15 protein-coding genes and 1 pseudogene are annotated in these 20,248 nt (G+C 63.2%); 6 read left to right on the forward strand and 10 right to left on the reverse strand.

What is annotated here, in order from left to right:
• Positions 1-101: 101 nt before the first annotated feature.
• From CXQ82_RS18180 to CXQ82_RS18190, 3 genes and pseudogenes are all read left to right on the forward strand, one after another.
• Positions 102-2,924, forward strand: coding sequence for a TonB-dependent receptor (locus CXQ82_RS18180; protein ID WP_101271451.1), 2,823 nt, complete (start codon positions 102-104; stop codon positions 2,922-2,924).
• Between the two features lie 29 nt (positions 2,925-2,953).
• Positions 2,954-5,710 (forward strand): M16 family metallopeptidase, encoded by a 2,757-nt coding sequence (locus CXQ82_RS18185; RefSeq protein WP_101271453.1) that lies wholly within the window; start codon positions 2,954-2,956, stop codon positions 5,708-5,710.
• Positions 5,707-7,212 (forward strand): annotated as a pseudogene (locus CXQ82_RS18190) (ABC transporter ATP-binding protein/permease); the annotation flags it as partial. The gene CXQ82_RS18185 and the pseudogene CXQ82_RS18190, both read left to right, overlap by 4 nt.
• A gap of 139 nt (positions 7,213-7,351) precedes the next feature.
• On the opposite strand, the gene CXQ82_RS18195 reads toward CXQ82_RS18190, so the two are convergent.
• Positions 7,352-8,956, reverse strand: coding sequence for a murein L,D-transpeptidase (locus CXQ82_RS18195; RefSeq protein ID WP_101271455.1), 1,605 nt, complete (start codon positions 8,954-8,956; stop codon positions 7,352-7,354).
• 39 nt (positions 8,957-8,995) lie between these two features.
• Between CXQ82_RS18195 and CXQ82_RS18200 the strand changes: the two genes are divergently transcribed.
• Positions 8,996-9,709, forward strand: a complete 714-nt coding sequence (locus CXQ82_RS18200; protein ID WP_101271457.1) for a murein L,D-transpeptidase catalytic domain family protein — start codon at positions 8,996-8,998, stop codon at positions 9,707-9,709.
• 30 nt (positions 9,710-9,739) lie between these two features.
• Positions 9,740-10,486 (forward strand): creatininase family protein, encoded by a 747-nt coding sequence (locus tag CXQ82_RS18205; protein WP_101271459.1) that lies wholly within the window; start codon positions 9,740-9,742, stop codon positions 10,484-10,486.
• A gap of 130 nt (positions 10,487-10,616) precedes the next feature.
• Here the strand turns inward: CXQ82_RS18205 and CXQ82_RS18210 are convergent, their stop codons facing one another.
• A complete protein-coding gene (locus CXQ82_RS18210; protein WP_101273822.1) occupies positions 10,617-10,949 on the reverse strand; it encodes a hypothetical protein in 333 nt (110 codons plus the stop codon).
• Positions 10,950-10,983: 34 nt separating this feature from the next.
• Entirely contained in the window at positions 10,984-11,628 is a 645-nt protein-coding gene (locus CXQ82_RS18215; protein WP_101271461.1) for an ATPase, read from the reverse strand.
• A gap of 130 nt (positions 11,629-11,758) precedes the next feature.
• Here CXQ82_RS18215 and CXQ82_RS18220 point away from each other — a divergent pair, with 130 nt between their 5' ends.
• Positions 11,759-12,022, forward strand: coding sequence for a hypothetical protein (locus tag CXQ82_RS18220; protein WP_101271463.1), 264 nt, complete (start codon positions 11,759-11,761; stop codon positions 12,020-12,022).
• Here the strand turns inward: CXQ82_RS18220 and CXQ82_RS18225 are convergent.
• From CXQ82_RS18225 to CXQ82_RS18255, 7 genes are all read right to left on the reverse strand, one after another.
• The gene (locus tag CXQ82_RS18225) at positions 11,999-12,838 is read right to left on the reverse strand and encodes an amidohydrolase (protein WP_101271465.1); all 840 of its coding nucleotides are present in this window, start codon (positions 12,836-12,838) and stop codon (positions 11,999-12,001) included. The two genes, CXQ82_RS18220 and CXQ82_RS18225, sit on opposite strands and share 24 nt — an antisense overlap.
• A 29-nt stretch (positions 12,839-12,867) precedes the next feature.
• Positions 12,868-14,148, reverse strand: coding sequence for an MFS transporter (locus CXQ82_RS18230; RefSeq protein ID WP_101271467.1), 1,281 nt, complete (start codon positions 14,146-14,148; stop codon positions 12,868-12,870).
• Between the two features lie 98 nt (positions 14,149-14,246).
• The gene (locus CXQ82_RS18235; RefSeq protein ID WP_101271469.1) at positions 14,247-14,978 is read right to left on the reverse strand and encodes a GntR family transcriptional regulator; all 732 of its coding nucleotides are present in this window, start codon (positions 14,976-14,978) and stop codon (positions 14,247-14,249) included.
• 111 nt (positions 14,979-15,089) lie between these two features.
• Positions 15,090-15,722: a glutathione transferase gene (yfcF, locus tag CXQ82_RS18240; protein ID WP_101271471.1), complete on the reverse strand. Its 633-nt coding sequence runs from the start codon at positions 15,720-15,722 to the stop codon at positions 15,090-15,092.
• A 456-nt stretch (positions 15,723-16,178) separates the two neighbouring features.
• Positions 16,179-18,611 carry a TonB-dependent receptor gene (locus CXQ82_RS18245; RefSeq protein ID WP_101271473.1) on the reverse strand — a complete coding sequence of 811 codons (2,433 nt, stop codon included), beginning with the start codon at positions 18,609-18,611 and terminating at the stop codon, positions 16,179-16,181.
• A 90-nt stretch (positions 18,612-18,701) separates the two neighbouring features.
• The gene (locus CXQ82_RS18250; RefSeq protein WP_101271475.1) at positions 18,702-19,655 is read right to left on the reverse strand and encodes a FecR domain-containing protein; all 954 of its coding nucleotides are present in this window, start codon (positions 19,653-19,655) and stop codon (positions 18,702-18,704) included.
• Positions 19,652-20,149 (reverse strand): sigma-70 family RNA polymerase sigma factor, encoded by a 498-nt coding sequence (locus tag CXQ82_RS18255; protein ID WP_101273823.1) that lies wholly within the window; start codon positions 20,147-20,149, stop codon positions 19,652-19,654. Before CXQ82_RS18255 ends, CXQ82_RS18250 begins: the two co-directional genes overlap by 4 nt.
• Between the last annotated feature and the right edge of the window lie 99 nt (positions 20,150-20,248).

The following is a 20,248-nucleotide window of genomic DNA, read 5'->3' on the forward strand; positions in this document are numbered from 1 at the left end:
GAAAATCCCCCGCGCTGTCCCGTCTTCTGTTCCGCGCGCAGCAATTGAGATTTATTCGTATTCATTGACTGGCCGGTTTTTGCCGGCGCGGGGATCTTTGCATGACTCACACCCTTCACCGCTTGCCTGGGCAGCGCGGGCCCTGGCCGCTGCGCCTGAAACAAACCGCTGGCGCCGGTTTGCTCGGTCTGTGCTGCGCGTTCGGCGCAGTGCCACCGGCCTTGGCGCAGGCACAAACCGCAGATAAAGCCGCGCACGGTTTCAGCATCCCGGCCCAACCCTTGGCGGGCGCCTTGATCGCCTTCGGCCAACAGAGCGGCCAACAGGTGAGTGTCGACCCGCAACTGGTCAAGGGCGTCAGCTCCCCCGGCGTGAACGGTGACATGAGCAACGACGCCGCCCTCGCCTACCTGCTGCAGGGCACCGGCATCGGCTGGGGTTACCAGGATGGCGCGCTGGTGTTCCATCGCCTGGCCAGCGCCGATGCCGGGCCGGTGATGCTGGACAACACCATCGTGCTGGGCTTCACCGAAGAGAATTCGTTCCAGGGCGCCACCGTGATCGACCAACGGGCGATCCAGGCCTTTCCCGGTGCCAACGGCGACATCACCACGCTGCTGCAAATGCACCCCGCCGTGCAGTTCAGCAGCGAACAGAAAAGCTCCAACACCCCTGGTGAAATCGACCCGGCCGACATCAGCATCAACGGCGCCAAGTTCTACCAGAACAACTTCATGATCGATGGCATATCGATTAACAACGATATCGACCCCGGCGCCCACGGCTACAACGAAACCCGCCAGTTCGACGCCGCCCCCAGCCGCTCCCACGGCATCGCCCTGGACGCCGACCTGCTGCAGGAAGTGAAGGTCTACGACAGCAACGTGCCCGCCGAATACGGTGGTTTCAACGGCGGCGTGGTGGATGCGATCACCCGTCGCCCCAGCCAGGACCTGCACGGCAAGGTGTCCTATTCGATGACCCGTTCGGAGTGGACCAAATACCACATCACCGCCCAGGACCAGGAAGCGTTCGACAACGCGTCCAACGAGCAGTACCAGCCTGACGTCAAGAAAACCACGATGCGCGGCATGCTCGAAGGCCACCTCACCGAAGACTTCGGCGGGATTCTGAGTTTTTCGCAAAAGCGCTCGGTGATCCCGTTGAACCGCTATGCCGACGGCTACACCAGCCCCAATGGCGACAACGAAAAAGACCAGACGCGCCAGCTCGACAACTACATGCTCAAGACCTACTGGAACGTTAACGACCGCCTGAGCCTGGACGCCTCGTTTATCAAGGCGCCGCAGGAAAACACCTATTTCCGCGAGAACTACATCAACTCCGGTTTCACTAATGTCAACGGCGGCTGGCAGGGTTCGCTCAAGGCCGTGTGGGAAGGTGACTCGGCGCGCTGGACCCACACCGTGGCGCTGACCGACCTGAATAGCTCACGTGAATCCGAGGCCACCGACATGATCGGCTGGTACTACTCCAGCGTGAAAAACTGGGGCATCCCACTGTCCACTACCTCGCGCAGCGGCGAAGGCGCGTACGGCGACCTGGACCAGACCCAGCGCGGCATCGACTACAAGCTCAAGGCCGAGTGGCAGGCGTTCAACTGGGGCGGTGCCGAGCATCAGTTCACCGGCGGCATGGAGCTGACCCGTAACCACGCCACCTGGGAACGCGGCACCGCCGCCACCTCGGCGCTGGTGGGGCGGCGCGACAATATCGCCACCTGCCTCAACAACGACCCGCTCTGCTCCATCGGCCTGATGCTCAACGGCAACACGCGCCAATGGGCCAACACCATCAACGTGTATGGCGCCGGCAAGCTGGACCTCACCGAAACCAAATACGCGTTCCACCTGCAAGACGCCATCCAGATCGGCAAGCTCGGCCTGCGCCCCGGCGTGCGCTTCGAGGGCGACGATTACATGGAGGACAAAAACCTCGCGCCACGTTTTGCCGGTGACTACGACTTCTTCGGCGACCGCAGCACCGTGCTGGTCTTCGGCGCCAACCGCTACTACGGGCGCAACCTGTTCAAGTATCGCCTTGCCGATGGCCGCCAGGCGTTCAACACGCGCTACACCCGCACCACCCAGGGCGGCGCCTGGACCGCCGTGCAGGGCAAGAACCAGAACAAGTTCTCCGACCTCAACGTGCCCTATGACGATGAGTGGACGCTGGGACTCGATCAGGTGTGGCTCGACACCGACTTTCGCCTGAAATACGTGCACCGCGAAGGCAAGGACCAGATCGTGCGCGCCTCCAACCGTGTGCTGGGCACCGGCGCAGCTGCCGGTTACGACACCATCTACTACACCTACACCAACGCCGGCTCCAGCGAGACCGACAACATCAGCCTGACCATCACGCCCAAGCAGGAATTCAAATGGCAGGGCACTCGCACCAGCGTGCAGGCGGCGTTTGACTGGTCACAAACCAAGGACGGCTACGGCACCTATGAGTCGATCGTCGATGCCGGCGAGTTCGCCGACGACGACGTGATCTACGACGGCAAGCGCATGGCCTACAGCGAACTGCCCGCCGGCGATTTCAACCGCCCCTGGACCGCGCGCCTGACCACCATCACCGAGATCCCGCAATGGCACCTCACCGTCAGCAACTTCCTGCGCTATCGCGGCGCCTACGAACAAATCGTCGAAACCAGCGCCACCGCCGTGATCGGTGACGAGACCCTTGCGGTGTATGACTCCGCCGAGGTCAAGGCCGCGCCCACCTGGGATATGCGCGTTAGTTGGGAGATCCCCACTGGCAAGGACCAGGCGCTGTTTGCCGCCGTGGATATCACCAACGTCACCGACCACGTCAACGAGATCGTCGGTAAAAACAGCTCCGTCGTTTCCTATGAGATCGGCCGCCAATACTGGCTGGAAGTCGGCTACCGCTTCTGATCCAACCCCTGATTAGCCTGGATACCTTAATGAACAAGATTCTTGCAGGCCTGCTCGGCCCGCTGCTGCTGTGCGCCTGCGCATCGCCCGTGACCGAAACGCCGCTGCCGTGGGCCCCGCAGGTGGTGCGCGGCACACTGGCCAATGGCTTGGAATACCGCTTGGTGCGCGACACCAGCCAGGCCGGCCGCCTGGACCTGCGCCTGACCGTGCGCGCCGGCTCCGTGGACGAAGACGACGACCAGGTCGGCGTGGCGCATATGCTCGAACACCTGACCTTTCGCAGCCGCGCGGGCCAACCCACGGATTTGCGCGCACAGATGAGCGCCCTGGGTTGGGTGCAAGGCCGCAATTTCAACGCCGTGACCAGCTACGACCGCACCCAGTACCTGCTCAGCCCCATGGCTGGCAGTACGCAAACGCCGGTGGCCTTGGAGAAACTCGCGCAGCTGGTATTCGCCGGCGACTACAGTGCCGCCGACCTGGAGCGCGAACGCCCTATCGTTATCGAGGAATGGCGCGGTGGCCTCGGTGTAGCGCAGCGCATGAATGACCAGCGCGCGGCGTCGCAGCGGGTTGGCTCGCGCTACCCGGAGCACCGCACCATCGGCAATGAAACGGCGATCCGCAAAGCTTCGCTGGGCGCGTTGCAACGCTTTCAACAACGCTGGTACGTGCCCAACAACATGATTTTGTCGGTAGTCGGCGACTTCGAGCCACAGCAGTTGGCGCAGCAGATTCAGCAAGCCTTTGGCGCCCCAGCCGCGAAGGCCTTGCCCGAGCGCGAGCACCGCGAACTGCCCCTCGATGGCCAGCTGAAAATCTTCCGCCTGCAAGACCCGCAAACCGGCAGCAACCAAGTGTCGCTGCTGTTTCGCCTGCATGAGCCGGACAGCCGTGGCGCCACCGCCGATGCGACCCGCGAACGCTTGATCGATCGCATCACCCTCTCGGCCCTGTTGGCCCAACTGCGCCGCCAACCGCTGCAACCTGGCGTACGCAGCCTGACCGCGCAAAAGACCCTGATCGGTGATCATTCCAGCGTGCTCGGCGTCGCCGCCGGTGTGGAAGGCCCCCACCACGACGCCGCCTTACAACAGCTGCTGACCGAACTGGAACGCCTGCGCCAGCACGGCCTCACCGCGCAGGACCTGGCGGTTGAGCAGGCGAAGATCCGGCAACTGGCGGACGGCATGTTGGCCAAAGATGAGTCGCGCACCTTCGAGCAATGGGTGACCACACTCAACGATGCCGCCGTGCAGAACCGTAGCGTGGTGGCCCCGCATCAGATCGCCCAATTGTCCCTGCGCGCCCTCGACAGCATCGACCTCGCGGCGATCAACACGCGCCTGCAACGCTGGCTGAACAGCCCCGACCAGGTGCTGCAACTGACCGCGCCGGGCAATAGCGTGGTGCGTTTGCCAAGTGTGGACGAAGTGCAGCACCTGCGCGCAAGCATCGCCCAGACCTCCCTGACGGCGCCCCAGCTTGCCGCACCCGAAGCAGCGCCGAGCGTGACCTTCACGCCGCCGGCTGCCGGGCAACCCGGCCAGGTCACGGCTAAACGCCGGTTTGCTGCCGAACAGGTTGAACACTGGCAACTGAGCAATGGCGACCGCCTGGTGTGGCTGCGGCGCAATGCCGAAAATGGCCAGTGGCGCCTGCAAGCCGAATCGGCCGCCGGCTTCAACCGCCGCGACGTGCCAGGCTGGCGCCTGCAAATGGCCGCGCAACTGGGCAGCGAAAGCGGCGCCGCAGGGCTGCAGGCCTGGCGTAAACAGCACAAGGCGACCCTGAGCCTGGAGCACAGCGCCACGCGCTTGCAGTTGAACGCGAGCAGTCAGCCGTCGCTCGCCGCCTTCACCAGCGTGCTGCAAAGCTATCGCCAGAGCCAGGTCAATGCCGTGATCGACGAGGCGTTGTTCAGTGCCGCACGGGATGATTTGCTCAGCCGCGCCAGCACCCGACCGGACGCCATCGCCGTCGCCCGACGTGAACTGCGCTACGGCGCGGACACCTGGCAAAACCCCGATCAGCAAGCACTGGAACCGCTACAGGCAACCACGCTGACCGAGGACTGGCAGCAATTGGTCCAGGCCCCGGTAACCTACTACCTGATGGCCGATATCGACCCCGCCCACCTGGAAAGCGCGGTAGGCGAACAACTGGCGAACATCCCGCGCCGCGCTGCACACGCCACCCGCCCTGCCCTGCAACTGCCCGGTCAACGCCGTGCCGACCTGGCCGTGGCTCTGGAACCGCGCGTAGTACTCGAAGCCAGCAGCTTCAGCGAACACGCCTGGTCGCCCGAGGCCGCCGCCCGCGTCGCCGCACTGCGTGAGCTGGCCAACCAAAAGCTCAAGCAGCGCCTGCGCGGCGAAGCGTCTGGCGTTTACCGCCTGCGTTTCGACAGCGAGTTGAACCCCGACACCCAGCGCATCGAAAGCCAGTTGAGCTTCACCTGTGATCCCCAGCGCGCTGAGGAGTTGTGGGCCCTGGCCCAGCAAACCCTGGCACAACTGGGCCAATCGGTAGACGCCAAATGGGTCGCAGGCGAACGTGCCGAACTGCGCCGCCAGGAGAAAAAGCGCCTGGTCGACCCCACCACCCAGTGGCGCCGCCTGCTGCTCAGCGAACACCAATGGCAAGACCCGCGCTACCTGAGCCGCCAGACCGCGCTGCCGGACGGGCTGCGCATCGAGCTGCTCAAACCCTTGGCGAGCGAGCTGTTCCCGGCGGATAACCAGGTGCTGCTGCGCGTGCTGCCCAAGGCGAACGCTGAATGAAAAGCCTGCGTACGTTCTACCGCCTGGCCGCGCCGTTCTGGCGCCAACGCTCACAGTGGCTGGGCTGGCTGATGCTCGCCGGCATCATCGGCATGGGCCTGCTGCTGGTGCAGATCAACGTGTTGATCAATGCCTGGAGCAAATCCTTCTACGACACCCTGAGCGCGTTTGACACCCCCGCCTTGTACGCGCTGATGGGCCGCTACGTGATCTACCTGAGTGCCTATGTGGTAATCGTGGTGGCACTGGACTGGGTACGCAAAGCCCTGGTGCTGCGTTGGCGCCAGGCCATGACCGAGCATTTCACCCACGCCTGGCTGGCCGACCAAGCCTTCTACCGCCTGGGGTTGAACGGCGAGCCGGACAACCCTGATCAGCGCATCAGCGAAGACGTGGACATGGTCGCCGACTTGAGCGTAGAGCTGGTGGCGTCGTTCATTGTCAACATGGCCCAGGTCGGCGCGTTCATGAGCATCCTGTGGCAACTGTCCGGGGTGCAGACCTTCAGCCTCGGCGAATACAGCATCACCGTGTCGGGTTACCTGGTGTGGATTGTGCTGCTGTATACCCTGGCCGGCAGCCTGATCACCCATTGGGTCGGCCGCCCGTTGCACCGTTTGAATGTGGACCGCCAACACTACGAGGCGGACTTTCGCGCCAGCCTGTTGCGCAAGCGCGAGCACGCCGAGCAGATCGCCCTGTACCGTGGCGAAGCCGTGGAGCGCCAGCACCTGGCCGAGCGCTTCGGCGCGATTGCGCGCAATTGGCGCCAGTTGATGGGCCGCGAGCGCAACCTCAGCCTGTTTGTCGTCAGTTACGAGCGGTTGAGCCTGATTATTCCGGTGTTTGCCGCCCTGCCTGCATTTCTGGCCAAGACCATCACCCTGGGCGGGCTGATGCAGATCCGCAGCGCGTTCAGCGCAGTGCAAGGTTCCCTCAGTTGGTTCATCAAGCTGTACCCCAAGTTGATGCGCTGGAGTTCGGCGGTGGAGCGGCTGGGCCAGTTTGAACAGGCGATTGCCGCCAGCCGTTGTCAGGCCAAGGCGCCGGTGGTGGGCGATTGCTTGTGCATCAGCGGCCTCGACGTACTGCGCCCGGACGCCGGCGTACTGCTGGCGGACGTATCGGTGCAGGTGAACCAGGGCGAATGGCTATTGATCGCCGGGCGCAGCGGCATTGGCAAATCGACCTTGCTGCGCACCTTGCAGGGCATCTGGCCGTACTGCCGTGGCGGCTGGCAATTGCCGCCGGGGCGCAGCCTGTTAGTGCCGCAAAAGCCCTATCTACCGAGCATGCCGTTGCGCAACCTGCTGGCGTATCCGGCGGTTGAGGTGCCCAGTACGGCGCGTTTGATTGCGGTGTTGCAGCAAGTGGGCCTGGCGGGTTTGGCACAGCGCCTGGATGAGCAAAGCGAATGGGCGCGGGAACTGTCCGGCGGCGAGCAACAGCGCATCGGCCTGGCGCGGGCGCTGCTGTACGCGCCCGACACCTTGTACCTGGATGAAGCCACCAACCAACTCGACGAGGCCAGTGCACACGCCTTATTGGTGTTGCTGCGCGCGCAACTGCCGGGCTGCACCGTGATCGGCATCAGCCATCAGGCGGCATTGGCGGCGCTGTTCGATCGTACGTGGTTGCCGTCTATAGAGCCTGGGAGCCCATCGCCTTCATCAACACCAGGTCGCGCGCATAAATATCCGGCGCATACACCAGGCCACCCTGGCGATCCACTTCCACCGTCCAGTAGCCCAATAGCACCGGCACCGGGGTGGCCAGCCTGAATTCATGGGTCACGCCGGTGGCCAGCAGTTCATCGGTGCGGGCGCGCTCGGCCGGGGTCACCAGCAGGTCGCGCAGCAGCAACGGCTGCTCGACCCTGACGCAGCCGGAGCTGAACGCGCGTGGCCCCTTGGTGAACAGCGGCTGGCTCGGGGTGTCGTGCAGGTACACCGAGTAGGGGTTGGGAAAGCGCATCACGATCTTGCCCAGCGGGTTGCGCGGGCCGGCTTCCTGGCGCAGCAGGATATTGCCGGGGCGCGCCCAGTCGATCTGTTCCGGCGCCAGCGGGTGGCCCTCGGCGTCAAGCACTTGCAGGTTCTGCTGGCGCAGGTATTCGGGGTTGAGGCGGATGGCCGGCAGTTTGTCCTCACGCATGATGGTGGGCGGGATGGTCCAGGTGGGGTTGAGGGTCAGCCGCGTAATGCGGGATTTCAGCAGCGGCGTCTGGCGCTCGGCGCGCCCCACTTGCAGGCGGGTTTGCCATACCGGGATGCCGCTCTGGTAGACGCTCAGTTGCGCGGCGGCGACGTTGACCAACACCCCTTCGGGCTCCAGGTCCTGGGCCAGCCAGCGGAAGCGTTCGAGGTTGATGCGCAGTTGCTCGCGGCGAATCGCCGGGCTGATATTGAGTTCGGTCACCGTGCCCGCGCCAATCACACCATCAGACTGCAACGAATGGCTGAGCTGGAAGGCCTTCACCGCCGTGACCAGTTCCGGCCGGTATTGCTGGCCGCTGCCCTTGGGCTCGCTGGCCAGGTAACCACCACGGTAGAGGCGCCGCGCCAGTTCCGGTACGCGCGGGTCGTCCATGCCGGGGCGCAACAGCGGGCCGCTGGCAATCGCGTCCCAATGCGGCAGCGGTTGCTGGCGCACGCTGGAATAGGCGTTGCGCAGGCTGCGGTAAAGGTCGGCGCTGGGGCGCGCCTGGTCGAACGCCTGGGCCATGTCTTGCAGGCCGACGGCGGCAAACGCCAATACTTCGGTGTCGGGGTCATGGGCCGGTGGCTGTGAGTGCCACAAGGGTTCGAAGCGTGACTGTTGCAGGCGCCCATAATGCAGATCCTGCAGCGCTTGCAGGTACTGGCGGCTGTTGTCGATATCGCTGCACAGCACGTTGGCCGTGGCGTCTGGCGCAGGCAGGCTATAGTGGGTGGGGTCCAGGCCGTCGTCGGCGAGCAGCAGCAACTGAGCGTGCAATGCTTCGCGGCGCTCGGCAGCCGACCACAGTGGCCCATCACCCTGCTGCTGATAAAAGGCTTGCAGGCGTGATTGCGCAGCGGCATCGATCTGCCCCGCGAGGCCTGGGCAAACGCTGGGCAGTTGCGCCAGGGCCTGTTGCACCGGCGCGGTATTCACCAGGATCGGCGGCGCCACCGGCAATGCGCCCTCCGACAGTGCGTCGGCTGTAGCGACCAATGGTGCAACGAGCAGGCAAATGCTCAAGTAACATGCGTGTTTTTTGAACAATAGCTTTGCTCCAATCCACAGTGGGGGGATGTACTGTAGATGCTGACTTTTATGTATCGCTTCGGCCTGATCACCATGAGCCTGGCTGTGTTGAGCAATTCTGCGCTCGCCGCCAATGGCAACCCTCCTACCTTGTATAGCAGCCTGGCGCGCTCGGCTCCAGAACTCAATCCGACTGTGCTGAAAAGCGCCCTGAACGCGGTGCAGTGCGCGGTCAATAATGGCGAGGAACGCTCCGAGCGCCTGGCCGTGATTGACTATTCGCAGCCTTCGACCGCCCGTCGGCTGTGGATCTTCGACCTGCGTAAACAGACCCTGGTGCTGCGTGACCTGGTGGCCCACGGTGCCAAATCCGGGGAAAACTTCGCCACCCAGTTCTCCAACCTCGAAGGCAGCCACCAGTCCAGCCTCGGGCTGTTCCGCACCCAGGAAAGCTACCTCGGCACCCATGGCTATTCATTGCGCATGGACGGCCTGGAGCCAGGGTTCAACGATCAGGCCCGCGACCGCGCCATCGTGATTCACGCCGCAGACTATGTGAGCCCGCTATGGAGCAAACGCGAAGGCCGCATCGGGCGCAGCCAGGGTTGCCCGGCCGTGCGCCCGCAGGTGGCGCGCCAGGTGGTGGATAAGCTCAAGGATGGGCAGTTCATGTTTTCGTGGTACCCCGACCAACGCTGGTTGAAGTCCTCGACGCTGCTCAATTGCAAGCCCCAACAGGTGGCGAGTAGTCGTACAATCCGGGGTGGATAGCCTGTCCCTGAACAGATAAGAGAGCGTCGAATGCTTCTACACACGTCTACCTGGATCGAGATCGGCCAGTTTCTGGAGCGCAGCCGCACGGTGGTGATCCCCATCGGCTCCAATGAACAGCACGGCCCTACCGGCCTGTTGGGCACTGACTGGATGTGCCCGGAAATCATCGCCCATGAGGCGCAGAAGAACGCCGACATCCTGATCGGCCCCACCTTCAATATCGGCATGGCCCAGCATCACCTGGGCTTTCCCGGCACCATTTCCCTGCGCCCGTCCACCTTCATTGCCGCGATTGGCGATTGGGTGCGTTCGCTGGCCGGGCATGGTTTCGAGAAAATCCTGTTCCTCAACGGCCATGGCGGCAATATCGCCACGATTGAAGCGGCGTTTTCCGAGCTGTACGCCGAAGCCAGCTTCGCCCGCCGCCCGGCCGGCTTTGCGCTGAAACTGGTGAACTGGTGGGACCTGGAAGGCGTGAGCGAGCTGGCCCACCGCCAATTCCCGGTGGGCCACGGCAGCCACGCCACGCCGTCGGAAATTGCGGTGACGCAATGGGCTTACCCGGACTCGATCAAGTCGGCTGACTACGCGCCGCAAATCGCCAACACTGGGCCGATCCGCGAAGCCCTGGACTTCCGCGCACGCTTCCCCGACGGGCGCATGGGCTCGGACCCGGCCCTGGCGACCTTGGAAAAAGGCGCTGAGTTGGTGGCGTTGGCGGCGAGTGGGTTGGTCAAGACTGTGACCAACTTCAGCAACGAAGCTAAACCTTAAGTCCTACACACAATTCAAATGTGGGAGGGGGCTTGCCCCCGATGACGGAGTGTCAGTCAATATATTTTTGACTGATCCACCGCTATCGGGAGCAAGCTCCCTCCCACATTTAGTTCGGCATCGCCTGGAATTACTTACACTCTTGCGCCGCCAACTCCAGCCGCGATGGCGTCAGCGCCGAGGCCAGCGGCTTGCGCTCATAAAGGAACACCTTGCCACCCTCGCCGGCCTTGTACGCTTCCAGCACATCGTCAGCGGCAATCTTGCTGGTCAGTAACACCTTGGCGTGGCGCGAGTTCTGCGTCACGGTGGAGGTGATGCCGTGCTTTTCCAGCTTCGGCACTACGCACTGCACATACGCTTCAGGACCCTTGCTGGTCTGCAGGGTCAGGGTTGGAGCGTTAGGGGCGGAAACACAGCCGGCCAGCAACAGAGCGGCGGCCGGGACGAAAAAAGAGCGCATGAAAAAATCCTGACGATAAAAATAAAAGTTCATTTCAACTCGCACGAACCAGCGCCTTGAGCGACGCATCGAACTGCTTCAAGGCATCCAGCTGCACATCACGCTGCTGCTCGATCTGCGCGGCGATCTCCGGCGCGGCCTTATCGCGTACCCATACCGACGGCAGTTGCTTGTGCACCGAGCCTTCGGCCTTGGCGATGTATTGCAGGTTGGCGTCATAGAACCGCGCCACAAAACGCGCCTCGACCTGATCGTTACGCTGGGTCAGCAGTTGATTGTGGGTATCGAGCATCACCACCACATCCGGGTGCGCCTGCACCAAAGCGTCCAGGCTGTCGTAGACAGTCACCGACAAGAAGGTGCCTTGCAGCGAATTCATCAACCAATCAATCGCCAGCTCCGGGTCGGAACTGTTGACGAACGCCTGGCGGATACGCCCGTCGAGGGCATCCTTGGCGCCATTCAAGGCCATGTCATGGTAGCGTTCAAGGTAGCTGAGATTGTCGCGGGTGTTGTCGCTCAGCAATACACCGACTGACTGCGTGCGCTGGAGGGAGTCTACGCTACCGACGATAGGTAGCAAATGGCCTGTAGGCAGTTCAGCGGCGATGGCCGCGTTGTTCACCACCACGGTGCCCAGCATCAGGGCCATCAAAGCTAGTTGAATAATCGTCCTCATCGCGCATTTCCTTGAACAGCGTCTCGATGCGGTGATTTTGCGCTTTCCCGGCAAAAACAGAACTTGCAATGCGTGATGGTGACTATTATCTGAACCGATAGTGCACCCATAAAATCTATAAGGACCCGCCATGAAGCCTCACCAGAAAACCTTCGACCGCATCCGCGAAGCCGTACTACCGGAGTTTCGCGAGCGGGTCGCCGATTACCTGGTCGACTATGAAAGCGTGCTGCAGGACAACGCAGCCGACACCGCGCAGGTGTACGCCAGCGCCCAGCAACTGCGCGGCTACCTGCGTGGCTTGAACACCACGCGGGTGTTGGGCATGGCCGATTGGGAAGACCTCGACCGGCGGGTGCAAGAGGATTGGCTACGGGTGGTGGAAGCCGAATAAGCGGCGTGGGCTGTCGATCAGCAACGCCTGCTCGACCTGTGCCGAACACTCCAGGGCCTGGCGCTGCTGCACCACGTCGGCATAACCGATGGACGCCTCATGCTGGGTATGCGGCCAGTCGCTGCCCCACACCAGGCGACGCAAGCCGAAACTTTGCTGCAACAGCGGCATGGCCTGGCGGGCAAACTCGAGGTTCTGCGCCGGGGTGCCGGCCAAGCGGTAGATGCCCGAGACCTTCAGCCACAACTGGCCGCTGAGCCCCAGTTCGAGTAACTCGGCAAAGCCACGTTGTGCGGTGCCCCGCCGCGCATCCGGGCGGCCGAAGTGATCGATCACCAGCGTGAGCCCGAACGGCAGCAGTTGGCGCACCAACTGTGGCAGGTCGTCCACTTCGCGATGCAGTTCCACGTGCCAGCCCAGCTCGGCGATCTGCGCAAAAAAAGCCTTCCAGTCCGGCTCGGCAAAATCCGGCAACGCCCGGCCCACCAGGTTCAGCCGTACACCCACCACACCTTGGCGGGCCATGGCCTGCAAGGTGTCGCGAGGCGTATCGCGCTCTACCACCACCACGCCGCGCAACTGTTCGGGCGCTTGTTGCAACGCGGCCAACAGGTAGCGGTTGTCGGTGCCGAGGAAACTCGGCTGCACCAGCACGCCATGGCTCAGGCCATTGGCGTGCAAGTGGCCGAGGTAGTCCGCCAACGTGGCGTCGTACCCAGGGGTATAGCGGCGCTCACCGGCCAATGTGAGTGCCTGGCTGAACACATGGGCGTGGCTGTCGATGCCGGTGATGGGCGTAGAGCGGTTATCAAGCATGGGGTTCGTCTTTCATCCGTAAAGGGTAATCAGGCCTGGGCGCGCTGGCCGGTGGCTGCACTGTCGACCGGCGTGGCTTCCAGCACCCGGCCACGGGTTTCCGGCAGGCACAATGCGGCGACCACGGCAACGCCGTAGGCGATCCCGGCATCAATGCCAATGGCCGAGCCCAGGGACATCGAGTCGCTCATATGCCCCACCAGGAACGGAAACACCGCCGACAGTACACGCCCGAAGTTGTAGCAAAAACCCACGCCGGCACCGCGCACATCCGCCGGGTACAGCTCGTTGAACAGTGCCCCGAGGCTGGCCGGAATACCGGCGGCAAAAAAGCCCAGCGGGAAGCCGAGGAACAGCATCTGCGTGTTGCTCAGCGGCAGGAACACATAGGCCTGTACCGTGATGACGCAACACAGCGCAAACAGCACGATATTCTTGCGCCGCCCGATACGGTCGATCAGCCAGCCACTGGCGATGCAGCCACACCAGAACGCGAAGATGATCACCGCCAGGTAGCCGCCGGAGTTAAGCACCGACAGGTTGCGCTCGGTCTTGAGAAAGGTTGGCAGCCAGGTCATTACCGCGTGGTAACCGCCATGGGCGCCCAGGCCCAGCAGGCCACCGAACAGCGTGACGCGGATCAACTCGGGGCGAAAGATACCGGCCAGGGACTTGAAGAAACTCTGCGGGATGGCCTGTTCTTTTTGCAGGCGCTGGAAGCTGTCGGGCTCCTCGACGTTACGGCGCACCCAGATGATCAGGAACGACGGCAACAGCCCCACCACAAACATCACGCGCCAGGCCATGTCCTGCGGTACGAACGAATAGATCAGCGCAAATATCCCGACCGCTGCGCCCCAGCCCACGGCCCAGGCGCTTTGCACGGTGCCCATCACCTTGCCGCGGTACTTGGGGTTGATGGTTTCAGCCATCAACACCGCGCCCGCCGCCCATTCGCCACCGATGCCGAAACCCTGCAACGCCTTGACGATCAACAACTGGTGGAAGCCGGTGACAAACGCCGACAAGAAGGTGAAAAACGAAAACCACAGGATCATCCACTGCAGCGTGCGCACCCGGCCGTAACGGTCGGACAGGGTGCCGCCGACCCAGCCGCCGATGGCCGAGGTGATCAGCGTGACGCCACTGATCAACCCGGCATCGCCCTTGCTCAAGGCAAACGCGGCAATCAGCGCCGGAATCGCCAGGCCGAACATCTGTACTTCCAGCGCATCGAGGGACCATCCACCGAAGCAGGCCCAGAACGTTTTGCGCTCCCGAGGAGTGACTTGGCGATACCAACTGAACATGATTTTTATCCTTATAGGTCAAACGCGAGGCAGCCGCGCGCGAACCGCGCCAGAGCCAGGCCAGTGTTGGGCGAACAGTTAAAGGTGCGGGTATAGCGTCAGCGAATATCCACGCGGTAGCGGAAGTGTTCGGCATGCCCTCGCGAGCGTCGCCACTCCAGCGGGTGCCCGGCGTAATCGCGCGCCAGGCGCTCGATCACCACCACCGGGCTGTTGACCGGCACCTGCAATAGGCGCGCGTACACCTCGTTGACCGATTCGGCGGTGAGGGTTTCCTCGGCCGAGGCCACCACTTGCCCGCAGACACTTTCATAGATGGGGTAAAGCAGCGGGCCCTGCTGGGACAGGTCAATATCCAGCAGCGCCTGGAAGCGCGCGCGCGGCAGCCAGATTTCTTCGGCCAGCAGCGGCTGCACATCGAGCAAACGAGTACGCAGCAGGCGAATCACCTGGGCGTCGGGCGCCAGGCCGAGGGCTTCGCTGACGGCCGACGGCGCGGCCACGGACTCGACCGTGAGGATGCGGCTCTCCGGCACCTGGCGCTCGCCCGACGGGCCTTGAAAACGGAAGAAGCGAAACAATGACGACTGAAACTGCGGGCGGCGCACGAACGTGCCACGGCCTTGCTGACGCTCAAGAATGCCCTCGCTCACCAGCGCATCCACGGCCTTGCGCACGGTGCCGGTCGACAGCTCGTATTCGGCGGACAGCACCGCTTCGGTAGGAATAGCTTCGCCGGGGCGCCAGCGATTATTGGCGATCTGTTCAACCAGGTGGTCGCGCAGGCGTTGATAGAGCGGCAGACGGGCATCACTGGAGAGCGTATTCATGGGCCACATTCACTTTGTTATTTAGTCATATATATGAATATAGCCAGAGTATTCGTCCGCTGGGTGGCGCCTGTCAAGGGCACCACCCTTTGCGGAGGATGAATGGTCGGGTTACAGCGCCGGGCGTGGCTGGTTGACCCACGCCTGCACCGATGGCCGCTGCCACTGGCGGTGCGCGTAGTCCACCAGCGCGGCGGGCACGTGGTCACCGTTGAGGATCAGGCGATTGAGCATGATTGCCAGGTCTACGTCAGCAATCGACCACTCGCCGAACAGGTTCGCCGGGTTCCCCACCAGCAATGCCTGTGCCCCCGTGATCAAGCGGCTGGCGGCCGCCTCAGCCGCAGGCGACAGCGGCGGCATCTGCTGCCCGCAGAACACCACCAGGGTGGAGCGCTCCTGGCGAATTGGCAGCAAGTCGCTGCGCAACCACGCCTGCACCTGCCGCGCCCTCGCCCGCTGTTTGGAGTCGGCCGGGTACACCGCTGTGCCGGGGTAGACCTCTTCCAGATACTCGGTGATCGCCGAAGACTCCGACAACGCAAAGTCGCCCTCCACCAGGGTCGGCACCCGCTGGGTCACCGACAGCCGGGCGAAATCAGCCGTCTGGTTCTGCGCCGCCTCCAGGTCCAGGGTGAGCAGGTCGAAGGACAGGCCTTTTTCCCGCAGGGTGACGAACACCGACATGGCATAAGGGCTGGTGAACAGCGAATCAACGTAAAGGCGCAGCGGGCCGTGGCTCATGAACGATCTCCTTGGGTGAGCCCTTAAGCTACGAGATGTGCGCAGGGAAGGACAATGCAGGGTTTTTATGGGGGCATTCCTGGTGGGAATAGTGCAGCCTGGCACAGTTCAAAGGTGGGAGGGGCGGTGCGACGATTCGACTTGCTCCCGATTGCAATCTGTCAGCCACCATCTGTATGACTGACACATCGCCATCGGGGGCAAGTCGAATCGTCGCACCGCCCCTCCCACCTTTGGACTGTGGCGCACTTTAGAAATCCACAGGGGCCGACGGCTTCACCGCGACACGCATTGTCACTGACACCACCAAACCCCATGGCCCAGCATAGATCAATGTGGGAGGGGGCTTGCCCCCGATAGCTGTCTGTCAGCCGCCATCTGCATGACTGACACATCGCCATCGGGGGCAAGTCGAATCGTCGCACCGCCCCTCCCACCTTTGGAATGTGGCGTACTTTAGAAATCCACAGTGGCCGACAGCTTCACCGTACGCGGTTCGCCCTGGGTCAGGTAGTTGTTGGCAGTCGAGGCCGAGGCCCAGTAGGCCTTGTTGGCTACGTTCTCGACGTTGGCGCGCAGGGTGATGTACTTGTCGTCAGCCTTGAAGCCGTAGCGGGCGCCGAGGTCTACGCGGGTCCAGGCCGGGATGCTCAGGTTATTGGCCGCGTCGAGGTATTCACCGCCGGTACGCAACAACCTTGCATTGACGGCAGCGCCCTGGAGGCCTGGGATATCCCAGTCAGCCCCCAGGTTGTACTGGAAGCGCGGCACGCCGGCGGCGCGGTTGCCGTCGGTGAGGCCGTTGGAGGTGTTCTGCAACTCGGTGCGCATCCAGGTCGCGCCGGCCAGCAGGCGCAGGCCGTCGACCGGTTCGCCGAAGATGTTGAGTTCCACGCCCTTGTTGATTTGCTCGCCGTCGACGCTGAACGTGCTGCTGCCATTCGGGTTGGTGTTGGTGGCGCTGTTCGGCTGTTCGATGCGATACACCCCAAGGGTCGCGCCAAAACTATCCCAATCGAGCTTCACCCCGGCTTCGGTCTGTTTGCTGCGATTGGGCGCGAAGGTGACATTGGGGTTGGTGACCCCGGTCGACGGCGACGTCGGCCCCTGCGCCAGCCCTTCGATGCGGTTGGCATACAACGACACGTGTTCCCACGGTTTGACCACCAGGCCGTACACCGGCGTGGTGATCGATTCGTCATAGTTGGCATTGCGCACGCCGGTGGTGGTGTTCCACGCGTCGACTTCGATGGTCTGGCGGCGTACGCCCACGGTCAGCAAGATGCGATCGTCAATAAAACCGAGGGTATCGGATACCGCCGCACTCTTCATGCGGTTCTTGCCGACGATACGCGGGTCATGAATATCGCTGCCGAAATAAGTCACGCTCGGGCGCGGTATCTGGGTCGGGTTGTACAGGTTGCCCGGCTTGCGGTTGGCCCGCAGGATCGCCTCGAATGCCGACCGCTGCTCCCCCCAGATCCCCGACAAGCCGAAGTTCATCTGATGGGTCACCGAACCGGTGTTGAAATGCCCATTCAAGCCGCCCATGGCGCTCTTGTTGTCTTCATCATGGGGCGAGTACAAAAAGCCGACCTGCCCGGCGCCATTATTGCCCACATACAACGAGGAATACTGGCCGTTTTCCCGGGTGTGCTTGGCGCCGCCGCCCATATAGGCGGTCCAGTTTTCATTCAGGTCATATTCGGCATTGAACATGCCGTAGGTGTCTTCCAGCTCCGACCAGCTCCAGTCCTGGGCGTAGTTGTGCTTGGCCGACGGGGCTTTGGGCACCTTGGTGCCGTTGGGGTACACCACGGAGCGGCCGTTGTTGATGCGCTCCTTCTGGTAGCCGAAGTCGGTGGACACGCGCAGGCGCTCGCCCCGGTAGTCCAGGGCAATGGCCACCAGTTGCGAGCTTTTGAATTCATCATCAATGGCCGTATCGCCGCCATGCTTGGCCAGGTTGACCCGCGCGCCGAAGCGGTTGTCTTCACCAAAGCGCTGGCCCAGGTCGAGGTGGCCACCGGCCTGGCCATCGGTGGTGGTGTCGAGGGTGACGCTGCGGGTGGCGATGTCTTCGGCGCGCTTGGGCACCAGGTTGACGCTGCCACCAATGCCCGTGCCAGCCGGCGACACGCCGTTGACGAAGGCATTGGGACCTTTGAACAGTTCGACGCGCTCCAGCGCCTCGGTGGTGATGATCTGCCGAGGCAGTACGCCGTACAGGCCGTTGAAGGCGATGTCGTCGGTGTTCAACGGCAAGCCACGGATGGTGAACACTTGGGAGAAGTTACCGAACCCCGAGGACTGGCGCACCGATGCGTCGTTGAGCAACACGTCACCCACGGTACGCGCCTGCTGGTCGGCGATGGTCTTGGCGGTGTAGCTGACCACACTGAACGGCACATCACTGATTGAGCGATTGCCCAACACACCGAGCCGCGCCGAACGCGCCACCTGCCCGCCGCCGTAAGTGTCGGCCTGCGCCCCGCTCGCCTCGGCGCTGATGGTGGTGGCGCCGAGTTGCACGGCGTCGCCGCTGGCCTCGGGCACCACGGTGTAGCCGTTCGCACCAGTGCTTTGCACGGTGTAGCCGCTGCCTTGCAGCAACTGCATGAAGCCGGACTGCACGGTGTAGCTGCCCTGCAGGCCGGTACTCTGCTGATCATTAAGCAGCGTGGAATCAAACGACAACGGCACCCCCGACAGCGCCGCGAACTGCGCCAGCACATTGCCCAATGGCCCCGGCGCGAGGGTGTAGCTGCGTACCGCGCTGGTGGATGCCGCGCCCGCTGCCACAGCACTGTGCAGGGGTGCAACGGCCGCAAGGGCGACAGCCAGGCTCAACGCCTTCAAGGGACGGATGGGGTGCGGTGTGAAGGTCATGGGGATTCCTGTCGGCGCGGTGCAAAGTTGAGGGTTCTCCCCTACACCGGGCGACAACGAAAAAGGTATCAGCGAATCTCGAAAATAATCTCAGCGCGGCTCAAGGGTCACCCAGTAGCCGGTCAGGCTGCTGACTTTCACCGGCAGGGTTTGCTGTAACAGGCGCAGGCTGGCATCGGTGTCACGCAAGGGAAATGCCCCGGAAACGGTCAAGCCGGCCACGCTGTCGTGGCAGCGCAACACGCCGCGCCGGTAGCGGTTCAGTTCCGCGAGCAAGTCCGCCAGGCGCATGTGCTGGGCCAACAGCATGCCGTTTTCCCAGGTCAGCGCGCCGCTGTCCAACGGCGCCACCGCGGCCACGTTGTCGCGGCCAAACGCGCTCTGTTCGCCGGCCTTGAGGATCAGCCCACGGCTGGCATGCGCAGGCAGCATCTCCACCGCACCTTCAAGCACCGCCACGCGGCTGTTCTGCTCGCCTACGCGCACACTGAAATGCGTGCCCAGCGCACGAGCCGTGCCGTGGCGGGTCTGCACGATAAACGCGCGATGGCTGGGCGCGGGGTCTTTGGCGGTGGTGATCATCACCTCGCCTTGCAGCAGGTCGATGCGCCGCACCTGGTCGGTGAAGACGATATTCAACGAACTGGCCGTGTTGATCAGCAACTGCGTGCCGTCCGGCAGGGTGAGTTTGCGCTGCTCGCCGATGGCGGTGTGCTGATCGGCCGTCCACGCTTGCCAAGGCTTTTGCTGCCAGGCCAGCCAGGTCGCCGGCCCTGCCAGCAGCAACAGCCCGAGGGCCTGGCGGCGGCCGAGGGATTTTTTGCGGCCGATGCGCTTGAGCGTGTCGCCGGCAATCGCGGCGGGCACGCTGTTGAAATCACCGAGCACTGCTTGGGCACGCTGCCAGGCCTGGGCGTGCTGGGCACTGCGGCCCTGCCACTGTGCGATGGCGCGGCGGTCTTCGTCGGTGGCGCTGCCGGATTGCAGCTGCACCATCCAGTCGGCCGCTTCACCGAGGATCAGCGGGTCGATCGACGGGTTCATGCCACGCTCAGGCAGGCGAGGAATGCATCGCGCATATAACGTTTGACCGACACCAGCGACACCTTCAACTCATCGGCGATCTGCTGATAGGTCAGGCCATCGATCTGCGACATCAGGAACGCCTGGCGGGTCTTCTCCGGCAAGTCGCGCAGCATGGCTTCGATGCGGTACAGCGCCTCGAGGATCAGCCAGCGGGTTTCCGGCGAGGGCACTTCCTGCTCGGGCAGGTGGGCAATGGTTTCCAGGTAGGCGCGTTCCACTTCCTGGCGGCGCCAGCTGTCGATCACCAGGCCTTTGGCAATATGGGTGAGCAAGGCCCGTGGCTCACTGCCAAAGCCGGCGCCGTGGGGCCGGGTCAACAGGCGCATGAAGGTGTCGTGGGCCAAGTCGGCCGCGTCGCTGGCATTGCCCAGCTTGCGGTCGAGCCAGCGGTACAACCATCCGTGGTGTTCGCAGTACAGCGCCTGGATTGGCAGATTGAGGGAGGACGACATGCGAGTCACCGGCACCAGGGCCACGGAGTAATTAAGAATTGATCGCATTCTAATCTGCACAACGAAGCACGGCAACGCGTTAATTAATGTTATAGGATA

This window comes from Pseudomonas sp. S09G 359 (genome assembly GCF_002843605.1).
Classification (GTDB): domain Bacteria; phylum Pseudomonadota; class Gammaproteobacteria; order Pseudomonadales; family Pseudomonadaceae; genus Aquipseudomonas.

Excerpts from the sequence above, each read along its gene's own strand:
- CXQ82_RS18185 (WP_101271453.1), top strand. The coding sequence starts at position 2,954 with ATGAACAAGATTCTTGCAGGCCTGCTCGGCCCGCTGCTGCTGTGCGCC.
- CXQ82_RS18220 (WP_101271463.1), top strand. The coding sequence starts at position 11,759 with ATGAAGCCTCACCAGAAAACCTTCGACCGCATCCGCGAAGCCGTACTA.
- CXQ82_RS18230 (WP_101271467.1), bottom strand. The coding sequence starts at position 14,148 with ATGTTCAGTTGGTATCGCCAAGTCACTCCTCGGGAGCGCAAAACGTTC.
- CXQ82_RS18180 (WP_101271451.1), top strand. The coding sequence starts at position 102 with ATGACTCACACCCTTCACCGCTTGCCTGGGCAGCGCGGGCCCTGGCCG.
- CXQ82_RS18235 (WP_101271469.1), bottom strand. The coding sequence starts at position 14,978 with ATGAATACGCTCTCCAGTGATGCCCGTCTGCCGCTCTATCAACGCCTG.
- CXQ82_RS18200 (WP_101271457.1), top strand. The coding sequence starts at position 8,996 with ATGCTGACTTTTATGTATCGCTTCGGCCTGATCACCATGAGCCTGGCT.
- CXQ82_RS18255 (WP_101273823.1), bottom strand. The coding sequence starts at position 20,149 with ATGTCGTCCTCCCTCAATCTGCCAATCCAGGCGCTGTACTGCGAACAC.
- CXQ82_RS18210 (WP_101273822.1), bottom strand. The coding sequence starts at position 10,949 with ATGCGCTCTTTTTTCGTCCCGGCCGCCGCTCTGTTGCTGGCCGGCTGT.
- CXQ82_RS18205 (WP_101271459.1), top strand. The coding sequence starts at position 9,740 with ATGCTTCTACACACGTCTACCTGGATCGAGATCGGCCAGTTTCTGGAG.
- CXQ82_RS18250 (WP_101271475.1), bottom strand. The coding sequence starts at position 19,655 with ATGAACCCGTCGATCGACCCGCTGATCCTCGGTGAAGCGGCCGACTGG.
- CXQ82_RS18245 (WP_101271473.1), bottom strand. The coding sequence starts at position 18,611 with ATGACCTTCACACCGCACCCCATCCGTCCCTTGAAGGCGTTGAGCCTG.
- CXQ82_RS18215 (WP_101271461.1), bottom strand. The coding sequence starts at position 11,628 with ATGAGGACGATTATTCAACTAGCTTTGATGGCCCTGATGCTGGGCACC.
- CXQ82_RS18225 (WP_101271465.1), bottom strand. The coding sequence starts at position 12,838 with ATGCTTGATAACCGCTCTACGCCCATCACCGGCATCGACAGCCACGCC.
- yfcF (WP_101271471.1), bottom strand. The coding sequence starts at position 15,722 with ATGAGCCACGGCCCGCTGCGCCTTTACGTTGATTCGCTGTTCACCAGC.